At 64.3% G+C, this 25,114-nt stretch carries 18 protein-coding genes and 3 pseudogenes; 9 read left to right on the forward strand and 12 right to left on the reverse strand.

Features of this window, described 5'->3' with window-relative positions; translation table 11 throughout:
- Positions 1 to 160: 160 nt before the first annotated feature.
- On the reverse strand, positions 161 to 1,987 hold the full coding sequence (gene typA, locus VOM14_RS08425) for a translational GTPase TypA (protein WP_327628271.1): 1,827 nt from the start codon (positions 1,985 to 1,987) through the stop codon (positions 161 to 163).
- A 356-nt stretch (positions 1,988 to 2,343) separates the two neighbouring features.
- On the opposite strand from typA, the gene VOM14_RS08430 reads away from it, so the two are divergent.
- The 4 genes and pseudogenes from VOM14_RS08430 to VOM14_RS08445 all read left to right on the forward strand — a co-directional run.
- Positions 2,344 to 2,859: a MarR family winged helix-turn-helix transcriptional regulator gene (locus tag VOM14_RS08430; protein ID WP_327628272.1), complete on the forward strand. Its 516-nt coding sequence runs from the start codon at positions 2,344 to 2,346 to the stop codon at positions 2,857 to 2,859.
- Positions 2,860 to 2,908: 49 nt separating this feature from the next.
- Complete coding sequence (locus VOM14_RS08435) at positions 2,909 to 4,426, forward strand: efflux transporter outer membrane subunit (protein ID WP_327628273.1); 1,518 nt, start codon at positions 2,909 to 2,911, stop codon at positions 4,424 to 4,426.
- 156 nt (positions 4,427 to 4,582) lie between these two features.
- The gene (locus tag VOM14_RS08440; protein WP_327628274.1) at positions 4,583 to 5,827 is read left to right on the forward strand and encodes an EmrA/EmrK family multidrug efflux transporter periplasmic adaptor subunit; all 1,245 of its coding nucleotides are present in this window, start codon (positions 4,583 to 4,585) and stop codon (positions 5,825 to 5,827) included.
- A gap of 25 nt (positions 5,828 to 5,852) precedes the next feature.
- A pseudogene (locus tag VOM14_RS08445) lies at positions 5,853 to 7,421 on the forward strand (DHA2 family efflux MFS transporter permease subunit); the annotation flags it as partial.
- A gap of 203 nt (positions 7,422 to 7,624) precedes the next feature.
- Here the strand turns inward: VOM14_RS08445 and truB are convergent.
- From truB to VOM14_RS08490, 9 genes are all read right to left on the reverse strand, one after another.
- Positions 7,625 to 8,557 carry a tRNA pseudouridine(55) synthase TruB gene (gene truB / locus VOM14_RS08450; RefSeq protein WP_327628275.1) on the reverse strand — a complete coding sequence of 311 codons (933 nt, stop codon included), beginning with the start codon at positions 8,555 to 8,557 and terminating at the stop codon, positions 7,625 to 7,627.
- A gap of 75 nt (positions 8,558 to 8,632) precedes the next feature.
- The gene (gene rbfA, locus VOM14_RS08455; RefSeq protein ID WP_094779626.1) at positions 8,633 to 8,998 is read right to left on the reverse strand and encodes a 30S ribosome-binding factor RbfA; all 366 of its coding nucleotides are present in this window, start codon (positions 8,996 to 8,998) and stop codon (positions 8,633 to 8,635) included.
- Positions 8,999 to 9,147: 149 nt separating this feature from the next.
- Entirely contained in the window at positions 9,148 to 12,096 is a 2,949-nt protein-coding gene (gene infB, locus VOM14_RS08460; RefSeq protein WP_327628276.1) for a translation initiation factor IF-2, read from the reverse strand.
- A gap of 94 nt (positions 12,097 to 12,190) precedes the next feature.
- Complete coding sequence (nusA, locus tag VOM14_RS08465) at positions 12,191 to 13,666, reverse strand: transcription termination factor NusA (protein ID WP_074763746.1); 1,476 nt, start codon at positions 13,664 to 13,666, stop codon at positions 12,191 to 12,193.
- Positions 13,663 to 14,121, reverse strand: coding sequence for a ribosome maturation factor RimP (rimP, locus tag VOM14_RS08470; RefSeq protein ID WP_327628277.1), 459 nt, complete (start codon positions 14,119 to 14,121; stop codon positions 13,663 to 13,665). Before rimP ends, nusA begins: the two co-directional genes overlap by 4 nt.
- A gap of 474 nt (positions 14,122 to 14,595) precedes the next feature.
- Positions 14,596 to 16,443, reverse strand: a complete 1,848-nt coding sequence (rluB, locus tag VOM14_RS08475) for a 23S rRNA pseudouridine(2605) synthase RluB (RefSeq protein WP_327628278.1) — start codon at positions 16,441 to 16,443, stop codon at positions 14,596 to 14,598.
- A gap of 61 nt (positions 16,444 to 16,504) precedes the next feature.
- Positions 16,505 to 17,590: an SMC-Scp complex subunit ScpB gene (gene scpB / locus VOM14_RS08480; protein ID WP_327628279.1), complete on the reverse strand. Its 1,086-nt coding sequence runs from the start codon at positions 17,588 to 17,590 to the stop codon at positions 16,505 to 16,507.
- Positions 17,591 to 17,915: 325 nt separating this feature from the next.
- Positions 17,916 to 19,142 (reverse strand): pyridoxal phosphate-dependent aminotransferase, encoded by a 1,227-nt coding sequence (locus VOM14_RS08485; RefSeq protein WP_327628280.1) that lies wholly within the window; start codon positions 19,140 to 19,142, stop codon positions 17,916 to 17,918.
- Positions 19,143 to 19,346: 204 nt separating this feature from the next.
- The gene (locus tag VOM14_RS08490) at positions 19,347 to 20,249 is read right to left on the reverse strand and encodes a LysR family transcriptional regulator (protein WP_327628281.1); all 903 of its coding nucleotides are present in this window, start codon (positions 20,247 to 20,249) and stop codon (positions 19,347 to 19,349) included.
- Between the two features lie 406 nt (positions 20,250 to 20,655).
- On the opposite strand from VOM14_RS08490, the pseudogene VOM14_RS08495 reads away from it, so the two are divergent.
- Both VOM14_RS08495 and VOM14_RS08500 read left to right on the forward strand, forming a co-directional pair.
- Positions 20,656 to 21,051 (forward strand): annotated as a pseudogene (locus VOM14_RS08495) (transposase); the annotation flags it as partial.
- 365 nt (positions 21,052 to 21,416) lie between these two features.
- Positions 21,417 to 21,671, forward strand: a complete 255-nt coding sequence (locus VOM14_RS08500) for a hypothetical protein (RefSeq protein ID WP_327628282.1) — start codon at positions 21,417 to 21,419, stop codon at positions 21,669 to 21,671.
- Between the two features lie 388 nt (positions 21,672 to 22,059).
- Here the strand turns inward: VOM14_RS08500 and VOM14_RS08505 are convergent, their stop codons facing one another.
- Positions 22,060 to 22,383: a hypothetical protein gene (locus VOM14_RS08505; protein WP_327628283.1), complete on the reverse strand. Its 324-nt coding sequence runs from the start codon at positions 22,381 to 22,383 to the stop codon at positions 22,060 to 22,062.
- 306 nt (positions 22,384 to 22,689) lie between these two features.
- Here VOM14_RS08505 and VOM14_RS08510 point away from each other — a divergent pair, with 306 nt between their 5' ends.
- The 3 genes from VOM14_RS08510 to VOM14_RS08520 all read left to right on the forward strand — a co-directional run bounded on the left by VOM14_RS08510 (position 22,690) and on the right by VOM14_RS08520 (position 24,318).
- Positions 22,690 to 23,367: a YdcF family protein gene (locus tag VOM14_RS08510; protein ID WP_327628284.1), complete on the forward strand. Its 678-nt coding sequence runs from the start codon at positions 22,690 to 22,692 to the stop codon at positions 23,365 to 23,367.
- A 245-nt stretch (positions 23,368 to 23,612) separates the two neighbouring features.
- Entirely contained in the window at positions 23,613 to 23,855 is a 243-nt protein-coding gene (locus VOM14_RS08515) for a hypothetical protein (RefSeq protein ID WP_327628285.1), read from the forward strand.
- A 205-nt stretch (positions 23,856 to 24,060) separates the two neighbouring features.
- Positions 24,061 to 24,318 carry a hypothetical protein gene (locus VOM14_RS08520; protein WP_007182306.1) on the forward strand — a complete coding sequence of 86 codons (258 nt, stop codon included), beginning with the start codon at positions 24,061 to 24,063 and terminating at the stop codon, positions 24,316 to 24,318.
- A gap of 23 nt (positions 24,319 to 24,341) precedes the next feature.
- Here VOM14_RS08520 and VOM14_RS08525 read toward each other — a convergent pair.
- Positions 24,342 to 24,626: pseudogene (locus tag VOM14_RS08525) on the reverse strand (putative quinol monooxygenase); the annotation flags it as partial.
- Positions 24,627 to 25,114: the final 488 nt, after the last annotated feature.

Consider the following 25,114-nt stretch of genomic DNA (forward strand, 5'->3'; position numbering starts at 1 on the left):
ACGGGATCAAACACGCGGACACAAACCGCGAACTGGCGGCAACTGCTCATAGGCGCTGAGCGCGCACGAAATGAAAAAAGCCACCCGAAGGTGGCTGGAGGTGGCTTTTTTCTCAGCCGAAAAAACGGCTGAACGGAAACGCAGAGAACGCGTGCGCTGCTTAATCCACCGCGCCCTTACGGCTCGCGCTGCGGCGCTCGTGCTCCTTCAGATAGCGCTTGCGCAGACGGATGGATTGCGGCGTCACCTCGACCAGTTCGTCGTCGTCGATGAATTCGACCGCGTATTCCAGCGACAACTGGACCGGCGGCACGAGGCGCACGGCTTCGTCGGTGCCCGAGGCGCGCACGTTGGTGAGCTGCTTGCCCTTGATCGGGTTCACGACGAGGTCGTTGTCGCGGCTGTGAATGCCGATGATCATGCCTTCATACAGCGCGTCACCCGGCGACACGAACATGCGGCCGCGATCCTGCAGCTTCCACAGTGCGTAAGCGACTGCCGCGCCGTCGTCCTGCGAAATCAGCACCCCGTTGCGACGCTCCCCGATCGAGCCGTCCTTGACCGGCTGATACGAATCGAACGTGTGACTCATCAGGCCCGTGCCTCGCGTGAGCGTGAGGAATTCCGACTGGAAGCCGATCAGACCGCGAGCCGAAATACGGTACTCGAGACGCGTGCGGCCGCGGCCGTCCGACGCCATGTCGAGCATTTCGCCCTTGCGGCGGCCCAGCTCTTCCATCACGCCGCCCTGGTGGGTGTCTTCCATGTCGACGGTCAGGTTTTCGTACGGCTCGTGTCGCACGCCGTCGATTTCCTGCATCACCACGCGCGGACGCGACACGGCCAGTTCGTAGCCTTCCCGACGCATGTTCTCCACGAGAATGGTCAGGTGCAGTTCGCCGCGGCCCGCGACTTCGAACGTGGTTTCATCGCCGGTGTCTTTCACGCGCAGTGCGACGTTGTGGTTCAGTTCCTTCATCAGGCGGTCACGGATCTGACGGCTCGTGACGAACTTGCCTTCGCGGCCGGCGAGCGGCGACGAATTGACGAGGAAGTTCATGGTCAGCGTGGGTTCGTCGACCGTGATCATGGGCAGCGCTTCCGGCTCTTCCGGCGAGCAAATGGTCACGCCGATGCCGATTTCCTCGATGCCGTTGATCAGCACGATGTCGCCGGCTTCAGCCGACTCGACCTGCACGCGCTCCAGACCCTTGAACGACAGCACCTGGTTGATCTTGCGGTTCAGGATCGCGCCGTCCGGACCCGAACGCACGGCCACCGCCATGCCCGGCTTGATGCGGCCGCGCGTGATGCGACCCACGCCGATACGGCCGACGTACGACGAGTAGTCGAGCGAAGTGATCTGCAATTGCAGCGGACCTTCAGGATCGGCTGCGCGCACCGGCACGTGCTTGAGCACGGCTTCGAACAGCGGACGCATGTCGCCGTCGCGCACGTCCGGCGTGAGGCCGGCGTAGCCGTTCAGGCCCGATGCATAAATGATCGGGAAATCGAGCTGTTCGTCGGTCGCGCCGAGCTTGTCGAACAGGTCGAACGTCTGGTTGATGACCCAATCCACCCGCGCGCCCGGACGGTCCACTTTGTTGACGACGACGATCGGCTTCAGGCCGAGCGCCAGCGCCTTCTTGGTCACGAAGCGCGTTTGCGGCATCGGGCCTTCGACGGCGTCGACGAGCAGCAGCACGGAGTCGACCATGGACAGCACGCGCTCCACTTCACCGCCGAAGTCCGCGTGGCCCGGGGTGTCGACGATATTGATGTGCGTGCCTTCATACTCGACCGCGCAGTTCTTCGAAAGAATCGTGATGCCACGTTCTTTTTCGATGTCGTTCGAGTCCATGACGCGCTCGGCGATCTGCTGGTTGTCGCGGAACGTGGCGGTCTGGCGGAGAAGCTGGTCGACGAGCGTGGTCTTGCCGTGGTCGACGTGGGCAATGATGGCGATGTTGCGTAGGGCGCGAGTCATAGGAAACCTGGAGACAGTTGAGTGCGCCGCTTGCTCATGCCGCTGAACCCCTGCCTCCGATCCTTCAATAAGAGGAATACGAGGACAAAACCACGACAAGCCCAAAGCGCACTTTTGGGAACCCAACATTATAGCATGCACTGGTGACGCTTTCTGGTATTCCCTGATGCCCGACGCCGTACCCCCTCTCCGACAACAATTTTCTGATGCCGCATCGCCACTAACCCTACGTGAAAACGGTCCGATTCTTTCTTGAGCGCGGAAAATTCCTTGCCTAAGCTGCAATAACGCTTGCCATGTCAATCATCCGGTTCTTATAATCCTGCCTAGTCAACCATTGCATTCGCACGAGAATCATGACTGAGCCGACTTCCTCCCCCGCGCCGGAGATCAGCGAGTACCAGCTAGGCGAAAGCGTCGGCTATCTGCTCGCGCGCGTGAAATCCACCATGTCGAACCTGATCACCCAGCGCAGCATGGCGGAGCTGGGCATCACGAGCCAGCAGGGCAGCATTCTGTTCATGGTGGCGAGCGGCAAATGCCTGCTGGCGGCCGAACTGGCCCGGGAATACGGCATCGACGCGAGCGCGGTCACGCGCCTCATCGACCGTCTGGAGAAGCGCGGGCTGCTCACGCGGGTGCGCAGCAACGAAGACCGGCGCGTCGTGCGGCTCGCGCTCACGCCGGAAGGCCATGCCATCGCGGCGAAAATGCCGACCATTTTCAACGGTGTGCTGGATAGTCTCTTAAGCGGTTTCACCCCGGAAGAAGTGGGTTTTCTGAAGAGCATGCTGCGTCGCGTGCTAATCAATTCGGGCGAATGCTCGGGATTGACCCGTGATGCGGCAAGCAATTCCGACAATAAGTCGTGAGAAATTGCTTGCAGCGTCCACCATTACATTCCACTCAAAGAGTCGAGCGATGAAATCCCTTTCCCTGTCCGCGTCCGCGCTTTCGAGCCGGGCAGCGGTCGCCGCCACGGTGGCAGCGCTCGCCCTCACGGGGTGCGCGAACTACTTCGGTATCAAGAGCGACAAGCAGATCGCGTCGCCGGGCCAGTACGAGTCCACCCAGAGTCTGGCGGGCCAGGGCGGCCAGTGGCCATCGCTCGACTGGGCCAACCAGTTCGGCGACCCGCAGTTGCCGCAGCTGATCGCGCAAGCGCTGGAAGGCAATCCGTCGATCGCGCAGGCGCAGGCGCGCCTCGCGAAGGCATCGTCGTATATCGAGAGTTCGCGCTCGGCGCTTTCGCCGAAGGTCAACGGCAGCTATTCGTGGACCCGCGAACTGTTCTCCGGCAACGCGCTCTACCCGCCTCCGTATGGCGGCACCTGGTATACCGAGAACAACGCGCTCGCGAGCGCGTCGTGGGACCTCGACCTGTGGGGCAAGAACCGTCAGCGGCTCGGCCAGGCCGTGTCGCAGGAAAAGGCCGCCGAGGCCGACATGCAGCAGGCGCGCGTGGCGCTCGCGGCGTCGGTGGCGAGCACGTATAACCAGCTTGCCCAGCTTTACGCGCTGCGCGACATCGCCGCGCGCGAGATCGCAAACCGGCAGGATATCGGCCGCATCACGAATGGCCGCGTCACAGCCGGTCTCGACACGAATGTCGAGCGCCAGACCGCGAATGGCAACATCGCGACGAGCCAGTCGAATTTGACGGACCTCGACGGCCAGATCACGGTGGTGCGCTATCAGCTGGGCGCGTTGCTGGGCAAAGGTCCGGATCGCGGCCTGCAGATCGCCCAGCCGGCGCTGACCACGGGCGGGACCGTCGCGCTGCCGGACAATCTGCCGGCCGATCTGGTCGCGCGCCGCGCGGATATCGTCGCAGCGCGCTGGCAGGTCGAAGCGGCCATGCACGACGTCAAGGAGGCGAAGGCCGAGTTTTTCCCGGATGTGAACCTCGCGGCCGGTTTCGGCTTCGACGCGTTCGGCTGGGGTCGCTTCCTGAAAGCCGGCAGCCGTCAAATGCAGTTCGGCCCGGCGATTCACCTGCCTATCTTCGACGCCGGCGCGCTGCGCTCGCAACTGAAGGGCCGCTACGCGGACTTCGATCTCGACGTGGCGAATTACAACCAGACGCTCGTCAATGCCTTGTCGGACGTGGCCACGCAGGTGTCGTCCATCCGTTCGATCGACCGGCAATCGGGCGACGCCCAACGCGCGCTCGACGCGTCCACGAAGGCGTACCAACTGGCCGTGATCCGCTACAAGGCAGGTTTGTCGCCGCAATTGCAGGTGCTGACCGCCGACCAGAATCGCCTCGCCGCCGAACAGACGGTGACGACGCTGAAGATGCGCCGCCGCGACATGCAGATTGGCCTCATCAAGGCACTCGGCGGCGGTTTCGACGCGACGCAAACCGGCCTCGTGGTGCCGACCGACGCGCCGGCCCCGGCCGCTGCTGCGGCGCCCGCGACAACGGCCGCGAAATAAGAAGAAAGCGAAGAAAAAAGCGGCCGAAAAAGCACACAGTCCAGTGGACCGCACGGCGGACGGCCAGGCGAATGACCCGCCACCCGACCGGCCGCAACGGACCACACACGAACACCTGAATAAACGACGACGTTTGAGAGAACTCGGAGCACAACGATGAGCACCCCCCAGCAGAGCGCGGCTAATAATCAGCCGGCCAAGCCGGCACAACCGGCGAACAGCAGCAAACGCAAGCGCATGATGACGCTGCTCGTCATCGTGATCCTGATCGCCGCGATCGCCTACGGCCTGTACTACTTCCTCGTGGCGCGCTTTCACGAAGATACCGACGACGCCTACGTGAACGGCAACGTCGTGCAGATCACGCCGCAAGTCACCGGCACGGTCGTCGCGGTGAACGCGGACGACACGCAAACGGTCAAGGCCGGCGACCCGCTCGTCGTGCTCGACCCGGCGGACGCCCGCGTGGCGCTCCAGCAAGCCGAAGCGAATCTGGCGCAGACGGTGCGCCAGGTGCGCGGCCTCTTCGCCGACGATAACCAGTACCAGGCGCAAGTCGCCCAGCGCCAGGCCGATCTGTCGCGCGCCCAGGACGACCTCAAGCGCCGTCTGACGGTCGCCCAGACGGGCGCCGTGTCGCAGGAAGAAATCTCGCACGCGCGCGACGCCGTGAAGAGCGCGCAAGCCGCCGTCGACGCCGCCCAGCAGCAACTGGCGTCGAACCGCGCGCTGACGGCCAACACGACGATCGCGAATCACCCGAACGTGCAATCCGCCGCCGCCAAGGTCCGCGACGCGTACCTGAACAACGCGCGCAACACACTGCCGGCGCCGGTCACGGGCTACGTCGCGAAACGCTCGGTGCAGGTCGGCCAGCGCGTCTCGCCGGGCACGCCGCTCATGGCGATCGTGCCGCTCGGCGGCGTGTGGGTCGACGCCAACTTCAAGGAAGTGCAGATCAAGCACATGCGCCTCGGCCAGCCGGTCGAGCTGACGGCCGACGTGTACGGTTCGTCGGTGGTCTATCACGGCAAGGTGGTCGGTTTCTCGGCGGGCACGGGTTCGGCGTTCTCGCTGTTGCCCGCGCAGAACGCGACCGGCAACTGGATCAAGGTGGTGCAGCGTCTGCCGGTGCGTATCGCGCTCGACCCGCAGGAACTCGACAAGCATCCGCTGCGTATCGGCCTGTCGATGCAAGCCGACGTGAGCATCAAGGACGAGAACGGCGGCCAGCTCGGCGACGCTCAGAACACCGTCTATCAGACGAACGTGTTCGCCAAATACGGCGACGAAGCCGACGCGGAAATCGCTCGCATCATTTCGGAAAACGCAGGCCCGAACGGCGGCGCGCAGAAACCGGCGCAATCCGCCGCGGCAAAGCCCGCCGCCAAACTGATGTAAGCCGCGCGGCGATTCATACAAGGCTTTTCTGATGGCTCAGGCTCAGGCGCAAGTCCCTCATCCGCCGCTCGAGGGCGCGCAACTGGTAATCGGCACCATCGCGGTGTCGCTCGCCGTTTTCATGAACGTGCTGGACACGTCGATCGCGAACGTGTCGATTCCGTCCATTTCCGGCGACCTCGGCGTGTCGTCCGACCAGGGCACGTGGGTGATCACGTCGTTCGCGGTCGCCAACGCGATCTCGGTGCCGCTGACCGGCTGGCTCACCGACCGCATCGGCCAGGTGCGGCTCTTCATGGCGTCGATCGTGCTGTTCGTGATCTCGTCGTGGATGTGCGGCCTCGCGCCGACGCTGCCCTTCCTGCTAGCGTCGCGCGTGCTGCAAGGCGCGGTGGCCGGCCCGATGATCCCGCTGTCGCAAACGCTGCTGCTCGCGAGCTACCCGCGCGCGAAAGCGCCGATGGCCTTGTCGATGTGGGCGATGACCACGCTGATCGCGCCCGTGGCCGGGCCGATTCTCGGCGGCTGGATTTCGGACAACATCTCGTGGCCGTGGATCTTCTACGTGAATATTCCGGTCGGCGCGATCGCCGCGCTCGCGACGTGGACCATCTTCCGCAACCGCGATTCCGTGATTAAAAAGGCGCCGATCGACGGCGTCGGACTCGGACTGCTGATCGTCTGGGTCGGCTCGCTGCAGGTGATGCTCGACAAGGGCAAGGATCTCGACTGGTTTTCGTCGACCACCATCGTCGTGCTCGCGCTCGTCGCGGTGATCGCGCTCGCGTTCTTTATCGTGTGGGAATTGACGGCCGAGCATCCGGTGGTCGATCTCTCGCTCTTCAGCAAGCGCAACTTCACGGGCGGCACGATCGCGCTGTCGATCGGCTACGGCCTTTATTTCGGCAATCTCGTTCTGTTGCCGTTGTGGCTGCAAACCGATATCGGCTACACCGCCACCGAAGCGGGTCTGGTGATGGCGCCGGTCGGGCTCTTTGCCGTGCTGCTCTCGCCGATCACGGGCAAGGTTCTGCCGCGCACCGACCCGCGCTATATCGCGACGTTGTCGTTCCTCGTGTTCGCGCTGTGCTTCTGGATGCGCTCGCGCTACACAACGGGCGTGGATACATATTCGCTGCTGCTGCCCACGCTGATTCAGGGCATCGGCATGGCCGGGTTCTTTATCCCGCTCGTGTCGATCACGCTGTCGGGATTGCCCGGCAACCGGATTCCGGCTGCGTCCGGGTTGTCGAATTTCGTGCGGATCATGTGCGGCGGCATCGGCACGTCGATCTTTCAGACGGCGTGGGACCATCGCACGATCCTGCATCACGCGCAACTGACCGAGCACGCCAACGCCTATAACCCGGTTTTCGATCAGTCGATCCGGCAGATGGGCGCAGCGGGCTTCAGCCAACCGCAAGCGTATGGCCTCTTCAATTCGATGGCCACCCAGCAGGCGGCGCAGTTGGGCGTGAACGACCTGTTCTTCATTTCGGCCGGCATTTTCGTCGCGCTGATCGCGCTGATCTGGACCACGAAGCCAGAGCGGGCCGGTGGAGACGCAGGCGCGGCCGCCGCCGCGGCGCATTGATTTCGGACAGTTTGATTTGAGCGCGTCTTGGTTCACGCGTCTTGGTTGACGCGTCTTGGTTGACGCGTCTTGGTTGACGCGTTTTGATTTCGCGGCTGTTTTCGCAGTTGTTTCGCGGTTGAGTCAAACGCGGACGGGCAAGAAAAAAGGCGGGACCGCCACCAAGCGGTCCCGCCTTTTTCATTCGTGCGGCGTGAGTGCCGCTAGCTCGCCGCCGTGACGACGAGCCGCTCCGGCGCGAGCACGCCGTCCCCTTGCCGGGCGACGCCAAGCAGCCGGCCTTCGCCGTAGACCTTCACACGCGGCGCATGCTTCGCGTCATCGCTCAGCTTCAACTCCGACAGCTTCAACCGCTGGCCATGCAGAAAGCGGCGCGTCGCGTCTTCGTCGAGATGCACGGATGGAAAGGTCGACAGCAACGCGTCGACCGGTTGCAGCCATGCATCGCGCTCGCTTTCCGTTGCATCCGATAGCGCGTCGAGCGTCACCGAATGTTCGAGCGTCAGCGCGCCCACGCCAGTGCGCCGCAGCGCCACAAGATGCGCGCCGCAGCCGAGCGCCTCGCCGATGTCCTCCGCCAGCGTGCGCACATACGTGCCCTTGCTGCAGGTCACGCGAAACGTGACATCGGGCAGCGCGCACGCGAGCAGTTCGAGCGCGTGGATCGTCACCTGACGCCCTTCCCGCTCGACTGTCTGACCGGCGCGCGCGTATTCGTAAAGCGGCTTGCCGTCGCGCTTGAGCGCGGAATACATGGGCGGCACCTGCACAATCTCGCCGAGGAAGCCCGGCAGGATCGCACGGACCGCGGCGTCGTCGCAGGTCACGGCGCGCGTGTCGATCGCTTCGCCTTCGGCGTCGCCGGTGGTCGTCCGAATGCCGAGGCGCATAGTGGCCTCGTAGGTCTTGTCGGCTTCGAGCAGATCTTGCGAAAACTTGGTGGCTTCGCCGAAACACAGCGGCAGCAAGCCGGTGGCAAGCGGATCGAGCGTGCCGGTGTGGCCCGCCTTTTTCGCCAGATAGAGACGCTTCGCGCGAATCAGCGCGTCGTTGCTCGACAGGCCGAGCGGCTTATCGAGCAGCAGCACGCCGTCGAGCGCGCGACGCGGCACGCGGGGGCGTTGAGGTGCGGTCATGTCGGAAGACGAATTTTCTGTGGAAACCGGGACAGCTCGGGCGCGACGCGCGGCTCACGCCGCGTTGCCCGGTGCTTAATCTTCTTTGGCGCGATTGGCGTTCGCCTCGTCGATCAGACGGGACATTTCGACGGCACGTTCGATCGTCTTGTCGTAATGGAAATGCAGCGTCGGCACCGTGTGAATGTGCAGGCGCTTGAACAGCTGATTATGCAGATGGCCGGCCGCATGCGTGAGCGCCTCGAGCGTCTGCTGAGGATCACCGGTCAAGGTCGTGAAATAGACCTTGGCGTGCGCGTAGTCCGGCGTCAGCTCGACGCTCTGAATCGTGACGATGCCGATGCGCGGGTCCTTGACCTCCCGCAGCAGTTCCGAGAGATCGCGCTGGATCTGATCGGCGATCTGCACGTTGCGATTGGGTGAAGTACGTTTTTTTGGCATGGTGGTGTGATCCGTTCTGACGGATGCAAAAAATGGATCGCGGCGGCCGGGCGCTTCATGCGCCGCGGCTCGCGAAACGGCCGGCCCAAAAAACAACGGGCGGAGCGGGCGTTGATGCCCGCTCCGCCCCTTGGAACCGTGCCGCGTGATTACAGCGTACGCGCGACTTCCGTGACCTCGAAGACCTCGAACTGATCGCCTTCGACGATGTCGTTGAAGTTCTTGATCGACATACCGCACTCGAAGCCCTGACGGACTTCCTTCACGTCGTCCTTGAAGCGCTTGAGCGAATCCAGCTCGCCCGTGAAGATGACGACGTTGTTGCGCAGCACGCGCACCGACGACGAGCGCTTGACGAAACCGTCCGTGACCATACAGCCTGCCACCGCGCCGATCTTCGGCACCTTGAACACCTGGCGCACCTCGACCGTACCCGTGACGACTTCGCGCTTCTCCGGCGCCAGCATGCCGGACATCGCGGCCTTCACCTCATCTACTGCGTCGTAAATGATGTTGTAGTAGCGAATGTCCACGCCGTTGGCTTCGGCGAGCTTGCGAGCCTGCGCATCCGCACGCGTGTTGAAGCCGATGATGACCGCCTTCGAAGCCGTTGCCAGGTTGACGTCCGACTCGCTGATGCCGCCGACGGCGCCGTGCACGATCTGCACGCGCACTTCGTCGGTCGAGAGCTTGAGCAGCGACTGCACCAGCGCTTCCTGCGAACCTTGCACGTCGGCCTTGACGATGAGCGGCATGTACTGCACTTCGCCTTCGCCCATCTGCTCCAGCATGTTCTCGAGCTTCGCGGCCTGTTGCTTGGCCAGCTTGACGTCGCGGAACTTGCCTTGACGGAACAGCGCGACTTCACGCGCCTTGCGGTCGTCCGGCATGACGATGACTTCTTCGCCTGCCTGCGGGACTTCCGACAGACCCTGGATTTCGACAGGGATCGACGGGCCCGCCGACTTGGTCGGCTTGCCGGTCTCGTCGAGCATGGCTCGCACGCGACCGTAAGCGCTGCCTGCCAGCACCACGTCGCCGCGGTTCAGCGTGCCCGACTGAACGAGGATCGTTGCAACCGGACCCTTACCCTTGTCGAGCTTCGCTTCGATGACGAGACCCTTGGCCGGCGCTTCGACCGGTGCCTTCAATTCCAGCACTTCGGCTTGCAGCAGCACGTTTTCCAGCAGATCGTCGATACCCGAGCCGGTTTTCGCCGACACCGGCACGAACGGCGAATCGCCGCCGTATTCTTCCGGCACGACGCCTTCCGCGACGAGTTCCTGCTTCACGCGCTCCGGATTCGCTTCCGGCTTGTCGATCTTGTTGATCGCGACGACGAGCGGCACGCCGCCGGCCTTCGCGTGGGCGATCGCTTCCTTCGTCTGCGGCATCACGCCGTCGTCGGCTGCGACCACCAGAATCACGATGTCCGTCGCCTTCGCGCCACGGGCACGCATGGCCGTAAAGGCCTCGTGACCCGGCGTGTCGAGGAACGTGATCACGCCGCGCGGCGTTTCGACGTGGTAAGCGCCGATGTGCTGCGTAATGCCGCCCGCTTCGCCCGCTGCAACCTTCGCGCGGCGGATGTAGTCGAGCAGCGAAGTCTTGCCGTGGTCGACGTGACCCATGACCGTGACGACCGGCGGACGCGGCAGAGCTTCCGCATCCGACACTTCGCCTTCGACCAGCATGGCTTCCGGATCGTCCAGCTTGGCCGCAACCGCGTGATGCCCCAGTTCCTCGACGATGATCATCGCCGTTTCCTGGTCCAGCATCTGGTTGATCGTGACCATCTGGCCGAGCTTCATCATCGACTTGATGACTTCCGATGCCTTCACCGCCATCTTGTGCGCCAGATCGGCGACCGTGATGGTTTCCGGCACGTGTACTTCACGCACGATAGGTTCGGTCGGCGCCTGGAACGTGGTGCTCTGGTCCTGATGCTTGCCGCGCCCCTTGGGGCCGCCGCGCCAGCCGCGGTCGACGCCGCCGCTCGTATCGCCGCGCGTCTTGATACCGCGGCGCTTGGCTGCGTCGTCCTGCCAGCCGCCCTTGCCGCCGCCCGGCTTCTTCTTGTCGCCGGCGGGTGCCGTGGTCGTGGCGGCCGGCGCTGCGGCAGCCGGCTTTCTGGCTGCCGGACGCGCCGGAGCTTCGCCAGCCGGACGGGCCGGCTTGTGCAGCGTGCCCTTGGCTTCCGCGGCCTTGGCCGGCTCGGCGGGCTTCGGTGCCGGTTCCGGTGCCTTCACCTGCGCCTTGCGCGGCGTGTTCATCATTTCGCGAATCGCCCGTGCTTCGGCTTCGGCCGCGGCGCGGCGCTTCGCAATCTGTTCCTGCTCGGCGCGTGCTTTCTCGGCAGCCTGACGCGCGGCGTCTTCCGCCTTTTTCGCGGCTTCGCGCTGTGCCGCGCGTTCCGCTGCGGCGCGCTCGTCGTCCTGCTCGGCGTCTTTCGCGACGGCTGGCTCTGCCGCCTTGGCAGCCGCCGTTTCAGCCTTCGCGGCTTGCGTTGCCTGCTGCGCCTTCTCGCGAGCCGCCGCCTCGGCCGCAGCCGCTGCGCGCTTCTTCGCCGCTTCTTCTTCCGCGCGACGACGCTCGGCTTCCGCAGCCTGCTCGCGCGCCTGGCGCTCGGCTTCCTCGCGTTCCAGCTGCTCCTGACGCGCCTTCAGTTCCTGAGCCTGCTTCTCGAGCAATTCGGCTTCGTGACGAGCTTCCTCTTCACGGCGCTGAAGTTCGAGGTCTTCGGCCTCGGCGGTCTCGGCCACATGATTCGATGCATCTCCGCCTTCAGCGGAGGTTTCGTCGCGGCGGACGAAAGTGCGCTTCTTGCGCACCTCGACCTGAATGGTGCGAGCTTTGCCCGTCGCATCGGACTGCTTGATCTCCGACGTATGCCGTTTCGTCAGCGTGATCTTGCGCTTGTCTGCATCAGTCGAGCCGTGAGACTTGCGCAAGTGGTCGAGCAGACGCGCCTTATCCGTTTCGGACAAGGTGTCGGCTTCGCTCGCTTTGGTGACGCCCGCCGCCTGCAGCTGCTCGAGCAGCACGCCTGCAGGCATTTTCAGTTCCGCGGCAAATTGGGCTACGTTGTTACTCGCCATTCATTCCTCTTAATGCAAGGACCGATTCCTTGCGGTTAGCATCGGGTCATGCGGCCTGACGGCCGCGTTCAATTTAGTGCGCCATGGTCATTTCTCACTGGAACCAGTGTTCACGTGCTTTCATGATCAACGCCTTAGCGGCATCCTCTTCCATTCCGGTCATCTCGACCAGTTCATCCACAGCCAGTTCGGCGAGTTCGTCGCGCGTCTGGACCTGATGTTCGGCTAGCTTCGCGAGCAGGTCGGCGTCCATGCCGTCCAGGCTCTTCAGGTCGAGCGCTACATTCTCGACCTTCTCTTCATTCGCGATGGCCTGCGTCAACAACGCGTCGCGCGAGCGGTTGCGCAGTTCGTGCACGGTGTCTTCGTCGAATGCCTCGATTTCGAGCATTTCGTTGAGCGGCACATAAGCGATCTCTTCGAGGCTCGTGAAGCCTTCGTCGATCAGGATGTCGGCAACTTCTTCGTCGACATCGAGACGCGCCATGAACAGGTCGCGCAGAACTCCACGTTCCTGATTCTGCTTTTGCGCAGATTCGTCCGGCGTCATGATGTTGATCTGCCAGCCGGTGAGTTCGCTGGCAAGACGCACGTTCTGGCCGCTGCGGCCGATCGCGACCGCCAGTTCGTTTTCGTCCACGACGACGTCCATCGAGTGCTTTTCTTCGTCGACGACAATAGACTGGACGGCTGCCGGCGCGAGCGCGCCGATCACAAACTGGGCGGGATCTTCCGACCATAGCACGATGTCGACGTTTTCGCCACCAAGCTCGTTACGCACGGCCTGCACGCGCGAACCGCGAATGCCGACACAGGTGCCGATCGGGTCGATGCGCTTGTCGTAAGCGACTACGCCGATCTTCGCCCGCACGCCAGGATCGCGCGCCGCCGCCTTGATTTCGAGCAGGCCTTGTTCGATTTCCGGTACTTCCATTTCGAACAGCTTCATCAGGAATTCGGGCGCCGTACGCGACAGTTCGATCTGCGGACCGCGGGCGGTGCGATCGACCTTCGCGATGTAGGCGCGCACGCGGTCGCCCACGCGCAGGTTTTCCTTCGGAATCAGCTGGTCGCGGCGCAGCAGCGCTTCGACACGGCCGGTTTCGACGATGAAGTTGCCCTTGTCGAGGCGCTTCACCGAGCCGGTCATGATGTGCTCGCCGCGTTCGAGGAAGTCGTTCAGGATCTGCTCGCGCTCGGCGTCGCGGACCTTCTGCAAGATCACCTGTTTGGCCGCCTGCGCGCCGATACGGCCGAACTCGATGGACGGCACCGGCTCTTCGATAAATTCGTCGAGCTGGATCTCGGGCTGCTGTTCACGTGCTTCGAACAGCAGGATTTCCTGATCCGGCTCCTGCAGGCCGGCTTCGTCCGGCACCACTTTCCAGCGGCGAAACGTTTCGTGCTCGCCGCTTTCACGGTCGATATGGACGCGAATGTCCGCGTCTTCTTCGAAGAGTTTCTTGGAGGCCGAAGCGAGAGCCGCTTCAAGCGCGGCAAAAACCACGTCTTTGTCGACATTCTTCTCGCGTGCCAGCGCATCCACCAGCATCAACACTTCGCGACTCATTGTTTGCGGCTCCTAAAGTCAACTTTCGGAACGAGGCGTGCTTTGTCTATGTCCGCGAGCGTGAAATCGAGCATCGCGGCGCCTTCCTTCCCTTCAAATTCCAGACCGATGGTCTCGCCCTGCGGAGCATGCAAGATACCCCGGTACGATTTCCGTCCGTCCAATGGCTTTTTCAATGTGATTACCGCCTCGCTGCCTGCGAAGCGTTCAAAATCCGCCAGTTTTTTCAGCGGGCGGTCGAGACCCGGCGACGATACTTCGAGCCGCTCATATTCGATATTTTCGACCGTCAGTACGTGCTGGAGCTGACGCGTGACTTTCTCGCAGTCTTCGATCGCGATGCCGGCCGGCTGGTCGATATAGATACACAACATGCCGCGCCCGGTGCGCTCGAGATCGACGAGCTCGTAGCCGAGTCCCACGACCGTGGTTTCAATCAGTTCCGTCAGTTGCACTTTGCCCTCTTAGATGTTCGCGCAGCGAGCCTGCCGCTTGTTCTGCAAACAACCAATGCGGGCCGCGCGCCTGGCCGGCGCACGTTCGTGCTACCCGAGATGACGAACCACGAAGAACTGAGCGGCAAAAAAAAATGGGCTAAACGCCCATCATCTTATTGCCGGTGGTCGCACCTGAGCCGCACATGAAAAGCCGCACGCCCAGCGACTTCGCGATTGTAGCCATTTTTCAGGACAAACGCAAACCGCAGAACGCCGACGGAAGCCCATTTCCGCGTGATTTCACGGCAATCTTTCAACGATATGGCTGCGTTTCGGGCTTTTGCAAGCCAGGGGCGCGAGAATCTGTCCCTACTTGCGCTCAAGCTGCGTTTTAAACGCCGCGCGCGATGCGCGACGTCCGTTGATCGATCCGTGACGGTAACTTTTGCGGCTCGCCTGATCGAGCGATCCGCGTCACCGTGAGGCTTGCGCTTAGCGTCCGCGTGTGCGGCCACGCGGCGCGCCGCCGCCACGGTTCGCGCCGCCGGCATTGGCGTTGCCGCCGCCCGCGCGATTGCCGTTGCCACGGTTGCCGCCCGGCGCGCGATTGCCGCCGCCCGCATTCGGTCCATTGCCGCCGGCGCGCTTGCCGCCGCCCGCCGGGCGATTGCTGTTGCCCGAAGGCGCCCGGTTGCCGTCGACGTCACGGCCTCCACGCGGGCCACCCAGACCGCCGCCCATACCGCCGAAGCCGCCCGCGCCGCGGCCTGCACCGCGATTACCGTAGCCCGCGCCCGCGCCGCCGCCAACACCGCCGCCCGCCGCGCCACGGCGGCCCTGGCCGCGCGGCTGCTGCTCGAAGCGGCTATGAGACATCAGCACCGGTTCGCGGCTGATGAAACCCATCGACGTCTGCATCGGGTCCGGCTGCTTGCGCTCGGGCGCGGAACTACGGCCGCCGCGCTCCTCGCTTGGCGCTTTCAGTCCGACCGACGCCATCAGCGCGCGCACCTGGTTGTCCTCTAGCTCCTCCCAACGGCCGCGCTTCAGGCCCTTCGGCAGCGAGATCGCACCGTGACGCGTACGGATCAGGCGGCTGACCATCAGGCCCGCGGCCTCGAACATGCGGCGCACTTCACGATTACGCCCTTCCGCGAGCGCGACGTGATACCAGTGGTTGGTGCCCTCGCCGCCGCCGTCGCGGATGCGCAGGAAGTTGGCCGGACCGTCGTCCAGCTCGACGCCGTGCAGCAGCTTCTGACGCATGCCTTCGGCCAGTTCGCCGACCACGCGCACCGCATATTCACGCTCGACGCTGTAGCGCGGATGCATGAAGCGGTTCGCCAGATCGCCGGAGGTGGTCAGCATCAGCAGGCCTTCGGTGTTGAAGTCGAGGCGGCCGACCGCGAGCCACTTGGCGGTTTTCATCGGCGGCAATTTGTCGAACACCGACGGACGGCCTTCCGGGTCGGCATGGCTGACAATCTCGCCGGTCGGTTTGTGATACAGCAGCACGCGCGGCGGCTTGCTGGCCAGCTTGCGCTTGACCGGCTTGCCGTTGATGCGGACCTGGTCGGTCGGCATGATGCGCTGGCCGATGTGAGCCGGCTCGCCGTTCACCGAGACGCGGCCTGCGACGATCAGCTCTTCCATATCGCGGCGCGAGCCCATGCCGGCTTCGGCCAGCACTTTGTGAAGCTTCGGCGCGTCGTCGTCGGCGGAGAGCACGCGCTTCGGCGCAGCCGGTTTGCCACGGCGCAGCATCGGCGCGCGCACGCCGCCGGTCGCGCTGTTGTCCGCGTCGAAAGCAGGCGACGTGACATACGAGAACAGATCGTCCTGACCGGCATCGGCCGCCGCCGCTGCCGCCGGCGCTTCGCCACCGCGGCGGCCCTGACGCTGAGCGCCGGCGCGCGGCTGACGCTCACGCGGGCCTTCGCGCGGCGCACCCTCGCGAGGCGCGCCTTCGCGCTGTCCTTCACGTTTTGCACCGCCCGCATTGCGTCGCGCGCCTTGGCCCTTCGCGCCCGCTTCCTTGCGCGGCGTGCGCGTCTGGGCGAGCGCTTCGCCTTCTGGCGGGGCGACGTCGGCGACCGGCGCGGCTTGCGCGGGCGCGCCTTCCGCAGCCTTGGCCTTCGCGCCGGCGCGGCGCCGCGCGATCAGGCTGCGCGGCCCGCGACGCAGGCCGCGGCGCGGACGGTCCTCGCCGTCTGCTTCCGTGGTCTGCGCCGGGCGCTCGCCTTCGCCTGCCGACGCTTGCGTGTTGCGCGTTTCGTCAGCGCGCGCCGACGGCACGGCGCGCTCGGATTCGGACGAATCGGTGTCGTGGGTATGTGTCAAAACAACCTCAAAATGTCAGGTCGCGCGCCCCTTGCGGGCGCGGCAAAAAAGTTCGGTTACGTCAGGCGCTGCGCGACTCGGGTTCGTCGTCGGTCAGAAAGCCTGCGTCCTGTGCGGCATCGCGACGATCTTCCTGATCGCCGTGCGCCGCCGTGGTCCGGTCCGGTTCGGCGGCGCGCTCCGTCTCGCGGAGTTCGCCCGAGCCGTGCGCGGGTATTGCCGGATCGGTCTGGGAGACCGGATCGTGATTCTGTTCAGCCTCGGCGGCGCCGCCAGCCGGCGCAACATCGGCCGCTCCGCGGTGTGCCTGAGCGGGGGCCTCGACTGGTTCGCCAACCGGCTCGTCTGCTGCTTCGGTTCGCACCACGGATTCGTGCGCCGCCTCGACATTGTCGACGCCTTCCGACCCTTCAGCCTGCGCCGCCCATTGCGCGCCCTCGGCGGATTGCTGCGCCTCGCCCCGTTCATTCTGCTCAGCAGCGATTTCCGTTCCCGCCGCCAATTGGGCGCCAGTTGCTGCCTCTGCAGCAGCCGCTGCCGGCTGTTCGGGCACATTCGCTTCACTCGGCGCCGCAGCCTCGGCCTCCGTGAACTCGATTGCGTGCTGCCCGAGCAAATCCGCGTTCAATTGCGCCGACGGGTCCGCGAGCGGCGGCAATTCGTCCAGCGCCCGCAAACCGAGGTCGTCGAGAAACTGCCGCGTGGTCGCGTAGAGCGCCGGACGCCCCGGCACATCGCGATGCCCGATCACCTCGATCCAGTTGCGATCCTCGAGTTGCTTGACGACCTGCGTATTCACCGTGACGCCGCGAATCTCTTCGATGTCGCCGCGCGTGACCGGTTGCCGGTATGCAATGATCGCGAGCGTCTCGAGCACCGCGCGCGAATATTTCGGCGGTTTTTCCGGATGCAAACGATCCAGATACGAACGCATCGCGGGCTTGCTTTGAAACCGCCAGCCCGACGCCAGCCCGACCAACTCCACACCGCGCCCCGACCAATCCTGTTTCAGGTCTTCGAGCAGAGTCCTAACGGTGTCCGCCGACACGCCGTCGGCAAAGAGCTTGCGCAAATCGCCGAGCTTTAACGGCTCCTGCGCGCAGATCAAGGCTGTCTCGAGGACGATCTTCGCCTCTTGGGTATTCATGCAGCTAGGTCAGACCCTGTGGTCAAGGAACCGGATCAAACAGACGATGTGGAACTGAAGACGCGCTCGCCCGATTCTGATCGGTCATATTGATGGGAGCACGCACCGGGGGGAGGCGAAACAGACTATCGAGCCAAACCCAGCCGGACGGAGCAGCGAATTTCCGGACAGGAATCGCGTGACTGAGCGCCATATTACGCAAAAACATTCGGTGCGTAAAGCCGAACCCCCGGACAAAATGCCCGGCGCATGGGCGCGCAAGGCCTGGATCAAAGCGCGTCCCGAGACTGCATGCGGCATTGCCGGGACGCGCATCGCCGTCAGATCACGACCGGGCGCCGCGCCGCGCGAGAAACCGCTTCAGACGCTCCACGCCCGCATCCAGACGCGCGACGTCACATGCGTAACACCAGCGGACAAAGCCCTCGCCCTCGGCACCGAATGCGCTGCCGGGAGCAACGCCGAGGCCCACTTCGCGCACCATCGCCTTGCAGAGTTCGAGACTGCGCGCGGCACCCGTCATTGTGAAAAATAGATACATGGCGCCGGGAGGCGCCTTGACGTCGACGCCCGGCACCGCGGACAACGCCCGCACCAGATGGTCGCGCGACGCCTTCAGATCGCGCACCAGTTCCTGCGTGAAGCGCCCGCCGTGTTGCACGGCGGCGATCCCCGCCTGCTGCACGAAGGCCGGCGCACACGACGTGTTGTACTCCACCAGTTTGCCGAGGTCGTCCATCAGGCGCGCGGGGGCGACGATCCAGCCGAGGCGCCAGCCGGTCATCAGCCATGCCTTCGAGAACGAGTTCACGCAAATCACGCGCTCGTCGCGCGCGGCGAGATCGAGAAACGACGGCGCCGTGCGCGCGGGCGCGACACCGTCGTCCCCGCTTGAGTCGGGATAGTAGAGGCGCTCGTAGACTTCGTCGGCGACGATCCAGATGCCGTGCCGCCGACAATGCTCGAGCACGGCGCGCTGCTGCTCGCGGGTCATCACCCAGCCGGTCGGATTGTTGGGCGAGTTGACGAGCAGCATCTTCGTGTCGGGCGTGAGCGCACCCAGCAATTGCTCGACGTCGAGCTGCCACCCCTGTTCGCCATAACCGAGCGAGACAGTTTCCACATGCGCGCCGAGAATTTTCGGAATCTCGACGAGATTCGGCCACAGCGGCGTCACGGCGACGACCCGATCGCCCGCGCCCACCACCAGTTGCGCGGCCAGCATCAGCGCATTGACACCCGCGCTCGTCACCGCGACATGATCCGGCGAAGTCGGGCCATGCAGTTCGCCGACGTAATCCGCGAGCGCCGCGCGCAACGGCGCAATGCCCAGGTTGTGCGTATAGAAGGTATCGCCCGCGGTCAGCGCGGCGCTCGCGGCGTCGCGGATAAAGGCTGGCGTCACGCGGTCGGACTCGCCGAACCAGAACGGCAGCACGTCGGGGACGCCGAAACCGGCGTTCGCCACTTCACGAATCTGCGACGCACGCAGCGCGCGCACCGCGTCGCGCGCATTGGGGATGGAGGGCACGGGGAGTTCCAGTTCGCTCATCGAGGCTTCCAGGTGAGTAAGAGCTGCGGCGGCTAAAGCGTCACGGACGGCTTAAGCCGTCCGGCCGTTCGCGCGCCACGTTCGCGAGTTTAGCTCAGCGTCCGATTTCGGAACGCCCGGGCCGCCCACATGACGACGCGTGGCGTACTACCGACCCGCCGGGAAACATGACGACGCGTGGCGTCGTGCCAACCCGTCGTGAAATCAGATCAGATCCTCGGCGCGCGCCGGCAATTCGCGGATCAATCCCCACACCGCCTCGGCCGCCGGCGACAGCGAGCGGTCGCGACGGCGCACCAGTTCGACCGTGCGCTCGGCGCGCGGCACCAGTGGCCGGGCGACGAGCGCGGCGCCGGCCGGCAAGGGCAACGCGAGCCACGGCAGCACGCTAACGCCCAGGCCCGCCTCGACCAGCCCGAAAACGGTCGCCGAATGCCCCAGCTCCTGCACGACGGTGGCGCTCACGCCGTACTCGTGCATCACGGCGTCGATGATCGGCCGGCTACCCGACGCGTAGTCGAGCATGATCAGGTGCTGCCCTTCGAGATCGGCCCAGCCAACCTGCTTCTGCTGCGCGAGCGGATGATCGTCGCGCGACACGACGCAAAACGAGTCGGTCATGAGCGACTCGCCCAGCAGATCGTCGGCGGCAAAGGGACCGATGACGACGCCGAAATCCACCTCACCCGACTTGACCTTGCGCACCACGTCGCTCTGCACGTCGTCGCGCAAGCCGAGCTCGATGTGCGGAAAGCGCTGCCCGCAAGCGGCGAGCACGCGCGGCATCAGCCGGCACGCGACGGTCGGGCTCGCGGCAACGACCACCCGTCCGCGCCGCTGCTCGCCGATTTCGCGGATCTCGCGGAGCGCGTCGTCCAGATCGGTGAGCAGGCGCGAGACGCTCGACACCAGGTTGCCGCCGACGTCGGTGAGCTGCACTTCGCGCGTGGTCCGGTCGATCAGTTTCAGACCGATTTCGCCTTCCAGTTCGCGCACGCAGCGACTCACCGCCGATTGCGTCAAGCCGACTTCGTCGCCCGCGCGACTGAAGCTCTGCAGCCGCGCAACCTCCATGAAAACCCTGAGCTGGCGGAGCGTGACATTCATTTGATTAGCTCATCAATATCGAATTTTGATGCGTAGTGTACCCGCCCGCACGCGCTCTTACCTGTTTTGTCCATTTTCGCCGCAATGCAGCAATACGGCGCAAACGCACGCCGCACGGGCCTGACTGCACAAGATTGGTGATTGTCCCGATTTGCGAGACAAGCTTTTTGGATTCTTATACGGCCCTAGCTAGCGCCCGCGCTGGCCCGCTGGTGCGGGCCTTTCGAGCGGCTGGGCATAACTTGGCATACATCCTGCATTGACATGCTCCACAAGGGTCGGTGCCACGATTTCTGACTGCATAGAAGGTGGCAAACCCGACCCCTAGGCACTCGCCTGTCGAGTGCGTGGAGAGTGCGCGGCGCGGGGCAGCGCACCGGAGTTAGCTTCGCTGAGGTGAAACATGATGCTGTTCGACGATTTGAGAGACAACGAGTGGGCCCTGGTCGAGGCGTTGTTCTGTGCGGAGCCAGCACGGAGCGAACGCCGCGGTCGGCCACGCGTGGAAGCGCGCGCGGTGGTCAACGCGGTGCTGTGGGTGCTGTCCACCGGTGAGGGCTGGTCCAAGCTGCCGGGCCGCTATCCATCGCCGCCGACCTGCCGCCGCCGCTTCGACGAGTGGCAAGCCGATGGCACGCTCGCCGAAATAGTGAAGCGGCTCGGCACGAGCGGCCGCGAGATTTCGCTGCGCGGACGCATCGGCGCGACTGCCGCCAAGCCGCCGGCGCCGCCGAGCCGCGACCGTCTGCGCGGCGCATTCTGGACCAATCCGGAATCGTGGCGCGCACCGGTCAAGATGGCCTGAGTACGACCTTTCTCCGGGCGCCTGCGGGCGCCCGGAGTCTATCTGCATCCGTTGAGCGCATAGCCGGCGGCCTTCTCTTGTGATTTTTCCTGGCGCCTCGTCGCCAGGCTTCTTTCGGCGTTTCTTCCGCCGACTTCCCTCGACGCTCGCTGCCCGCCCATTGACGCCGCGGAACGGGTTTGCCCGTGCCTGCCCTCGCTCGTCCTGTCGCCTTGCCCCGCGCCGCCTCAGACGCCGATGCAACGCACAAGTTGCGGGTGAAACATCCATTTACTATTACTTACAGCGCGCTTTCGTCGCCGCGCATACCTTATTCGTATGCAAACAGGCCTGTGTAAAGGGGGCTTGGACGGGAGCTCACCATGAAACCAATGTCAGTGCTTCTGTGCGGCATTGTGCTTTCATCAATGACCGCGCCGGCGCTTGCCCAGCAGCGCCCCGACGGCTGGAACTGGCGCCCGGATCATGCGGCGTCGGTCGCCGCGTGGCAGCAAAGCGCGGCGCGCAGCCGCGACTTCACGCCGCCCGCGCCGCGCGGCGATTTGCGCGGCGATATCGCGAGCAACGTCCGCACACGGCCGGAGGCGCCGCACGACGATCCGTCGCGGCGTCGTTAGGCGAGCGAGCGGGTTGGATTGGGCAGATTGAGCGGCCGGCGTCAGCCCATCGCGCTCGATCGCGCTCGAGCGCGCGAAACGGGTTGGGAACGAGCAGGAAATCGTGCAACGAAAATCCGAAGCGGATATCCGGGAACCACAGCGCATCTGTCCGGTCTGATTCAACGCCATTAGCACAGCGTGGCAGCAGTAATTCCGGTATGCCCGTATCCTCGTGATACGGGCTTTTTTTGCGCGGGTGTTGGAGAGTTGGGGCGCGCTTAGCGGGCGCTTGGGAAGCAATTGCGGCGCCGGGCGTGGTTTCGGATTGGCGACGCAGGATTCGTCTCCGGTCCGCCTCGCATCGGTCGGAATCGGAGACGTATGACACCAGCGGCCGGTACCGCCGCTAAGGTCTGGCTTCTAGCGGTACTGTGGAGCGTGCTTCGGCGGCCGCGAGAACGTAGTCTCTCATTCGCTGAACGGTCCAGGTCAACAGACCTTCGTCGTGTGTGAGCCGTGCGAATTCCGCGCGGCCCCGCTCGGTGAGCACAGCAATGTCGACGGGTGCGTGAAAGCCCGGAGCCGGCGCGACGGTACGCTGCCGAACGGTGTCCATCAGGCCTAGCGCTCGAAGATATTGAAAAACGCCGGGCCGTTTGGCCCATGGCACCTGGCGATATTGCGCTCGCCGCAGCGCTTCTAGTACCGCTTCGTTGGAATACGTGGTCATCTCACTTCTTTCTTAAAGTGCAGCTATGACACATCTATGCCAACACGTCACCGCGCCACCAGTGACGCGCGTGGCACCCGCCCGTGGCTGGAAGCTGGCCGCTAGCACTGCGGCCGAATTCCGCCAGGTGCTGCCTGGTCTATGATTCGGAACCCCCGTCAGAACGGCATGTTAGCGTTCCCTGCGAGCCGGCGATGCAACCGCCGCGGCGCGAAAGCAAGCTCGAAGATTTAATCCCGAAAGACATACGTTACCCCATCTAAATTGATTCTAATCACTTTATTAGCGCTTTTTTTTGCAGCAATCGTGATATGGAAGCGTGCTCGCCGCCCTCTCGTCTTTTGCGCAATCGCCCTTTTCTGGCTCATCTCGGCAGGCTGGCTTACGGCTCCGTTGCTGCGCCTCGCCCAGCCTGATGCCCGACAAGCCAGTATTCCCACCGACTTCGCCCCGCGCACCGCGATCATCCTGCTCGGCGGCGGCACGGTGTACGACGACGACCAGCTCGTGCCGCCACGCGACGCCCTCGCGCGCATCGCGTTCAGCGCGCGGAACTACGCTGCATGCAAACGGACCGCGACCACCTGCCGGGTGATCGTGAGCGGCGGCAATCCGCAGCGGCACCCCGCCACGGAAGCCGACACTTACCTGCCCTATCTGCTACGCGAACAGGTGCCGCGCTCGGACATCGTGCTGGAGAACCGCAGCCGCACGACCTACGAGAACGCACGCAACGTGTCCGCCATTGTCGGACAGTCACGTTACGATTCGTTGATACTCATCACTTCGGCGTATCACATGCCGCGCGCGCTGCTCGACTTCCACCATTTCGGCCTCACGCCGCAACCGCTGATCTCGAGCGCCCGACGCGCACACATCGGTTTGCTCCCGCGTTTTGACAACCTCGTGAACGCGGAGATCGCGCTGCACGAACTGGTCGGCATCATGCAATTTCATGTGTATTGCGCGATCGGGTTGTTTTGACCACGGCGTTCGCGCATGAGGCGACTTGCTTCGCCGTGCGAAGAAAGCGCCGAGCCGCCTACGTGCAGAAGCAAAGCGTCTGTCAGCGTCTAAGCGGCATGCATCGGATGCGAGTAACAAGATGTAACCGATTGTGATTGCGCTTAAAAACGCGCCGCTGGAGCGGATATTGCTCGCTAGAATGCATTGTCTTTCCGAATGGACGGACATGTACTCAGGTCCACAACCACTCTGCGGAGGTAGCAATGAAGAAAGTGTCCCTGGCGATCCTGATTTCCCTCGGTGCCGTAGCCGGCGCGGCCTACGCGCAGGACAACGGCGTCACCATGAGCACCGATCCGGCCAAGGCTGCCGACGTCGAACAGCGCGCGCAAGATTTGCAAAACCGCCCGCAACCGATGGAAGCCGCACCGGCCGCACCGATGAAACACCACAAGTCGCAGCAGCATCACAAGAAGGCTGCAAAGGCGGACACGTCCGGCTCGTGAGCTGAACGCGCCACCGCCGCCGCCCCTCTGCGGAGTCGCCGCGCGGGTGAAAAGCCGAAGCCGGCACTGCCGGTTTCGGCTTTTTTAACGTCCAAGGGGCCGGTCATGAACCAGCCGGCGACCGTTGACCGGTATGCTAAAGTCGCGCACCGACCGGCGCCCTGCCGGAACCCTAACCCGTGCGCACCCTGGTGCGGAGGACAGCATGAGCAACATCCAGCTTGATATCGAATGGACTGAAGCAGCATCCCGCAAAATCGAAAAACTGATGCCGCGCGGCGGTCAGGAAGCGTTCCTTGCGCTGCCACCCGTCGAATGCCTGCCGATGGAAGGCGACGTGCTGTTTCTCGGCCCGGACGGCAAACAGCAGCCGTTTATCGTCGCCGAACGCCAATATCATCACGATGGCGACGCGGACTGGACCATCATCCTGATTCTCGACGTCCCGCAAGCCACGCACTGACGCCGCCGGCGGCGCGCCGACTGGATTTTCGACACGACGCGGATCTCGGCGTGCTCGATCCAGTCGGCGGCCGCCTTCCGGTAAGCCTCGATGTGGGCAGACTTCGCGTGCAGGGCGAGCGCTTCGTGGCTCTCCCTACGCTCCACGAACACGAAGCGGCGCGGCTCCCGACCGTCGCGATGCAGATCGTACTGAAGCACGCCCGGCTCCTTGCGCGTCGGCCCGACAATGCCTTCGAGCGCCGCGCGCAACTGCTCTTCATGGCCAGGCTTCGCCACCGGAATTGCGACCACCGCGATTTCCGCCATCCGTACTCTCCCTTTCGTGGAAAGCTCCTGCATCCCCGCCGCTTGCGGACGTCGCGGTCCACCGTGCAGCCTGCGGGCCGCGTCTCGCCAAGCGGACCCATCCGCGCCGCCTAACGTCTGAGCACGGTCGCCGCCTGGAGTTTGGCGGGCGCTCACTGGCCGCCCTGCTACCCTCGCCTCATGCAAGCTTTCAAGTCCCGATTGCCATCGGCGCAGATCGACGCATTGCCGCAAAAGCGGTGAAAGCCGCGCGAGACGGCCCAGCAAACTTCATGCATCTGCCGCGTCATCCCGCCTGCTGCAAGCGAGCCCGCGCGTGGCGCCGCCGGTTCGCATCTCTGTGACAACCCGCACATTCATGCGATTTGCAAGCTGCTAGACTCGATTTGACCACTCCGCCGGAGTCCCGCATGGCCGGTATTGCTCACTGCGTTCCAGGGTTTGATCCGGTTCGCCGTGCGGGCGCCGATGCTGCGTGTTCTGTTGCG

The sequence above is a fragment of the Paraburkholderia sp. MPAMCS5 genome, assembly GCF_036016995.1.
In the GTDB taxonomy this organism is placed as follows: domain Bacteria; phylum Pseudomonadota; class Gammaproteobacteria; order Burkholderiales; family Burkholderiaceae; genus Paraburkholderia.

Coding starts and splice junctions, on each gene's coding strand:
- typA (WP_327628271.1), bottom strand. CDS start 1,987: ATGACTCGCGCCCTACGCAACATCGCCATCATTGCCCACGTCGACCAC.
- VOM14_RS08430 (WP_327628272.1), top strand. CDS start 2,344: ATGACTGAGCCGACTTCCTCCCCCGCGCCGGAGATCAGCGAGTACCAG.
- VOM14_RS08435 (WP_327628273.1), top strand. CDS start 2,909: ATGAAATCCCTTTCCCTGTCCGCGTCCGCGCTTTCGAGCCGGGCAGCG.
- VOM14_RS08440 (WP_327628274.1), top strand. CDS start 4,583: ATGAGCACCCCCCAGCAGAGCGCGGCTAATAATCAGCCGGCCAAGCCG.
- truB (WP_327628275.1), bottom strand. CDS start 8,557: ATGACCGCACCTCAACGCCCCCGCGTGCCGCGTCGCGCGCTCGACGGC.
- rbfA (WP_094779626.1), bottom strand. CDS start 8,998: ATGCCAAAAAAACGTACTTCACCCAATCGCAACGTGCAGATCGCCGAT.
- infB (WP_327628276.1), bottom strand. CDS start 12,096: ATGGCGAGTAACAACGTAGCCCAATTTGCCGCGGAACTGAAAATGCCT.
- nusA (WP_074763746.1), bottom strand. CDS start 13,666: ATGAGTCGCGAAGTGTTGATGCTGGTGGATGCGCTGGCACGCGAGAAG.
- scpB (WP_327628279.1), bottom strand. CDS start 17,590: ATGAATACCCAAGAGGCGAAGATCGTCCTCGAGACAGCCTTGATCTGC.
- VOM14_RS08485 (WP_327628280.1), bottom strand. CDS start 19,142: ATGAGCGAACTGGAACTCCCCGTGCCCTCCATCCCCAATGCGCGCGAC.
- VOM14_RS08490 (WP_327628281.1), bottom strand. CDS start 20,249: ATGAATGTCACGCTCCGCCAGCTCAGGGTTTTCATGGAGGTTGCGCGG.
- VOM14_RS08500 (WP_327628282.1), top strand. CDS start 21,417: ATGAAACCAATGTCAGTGCTTCTGTGCGGCATTGTGCTTTCATCAATG.
- VOM14_RS08505 (WP_327628283.1), bottom strand. CDS start 22,383: ATGACCACGTATTCCAACGAAGCGGTACTAGAAGCGCTGCGGCGAGCG.
- VOM14_RS08515 (WP_327628285.1), top strand. CDS start 23,613: ATGAAGAAAGTGTCCCTGGCGATCCTGATTTCCCTCGGTGCCGTAGCC.
- VOM14_RS08520 (WP_007182306.1), top strand. CDS start 24,061: ATGAGCAACATCCAGCTTGATATCGAATGGACTGAAGCAGCATCCCGC.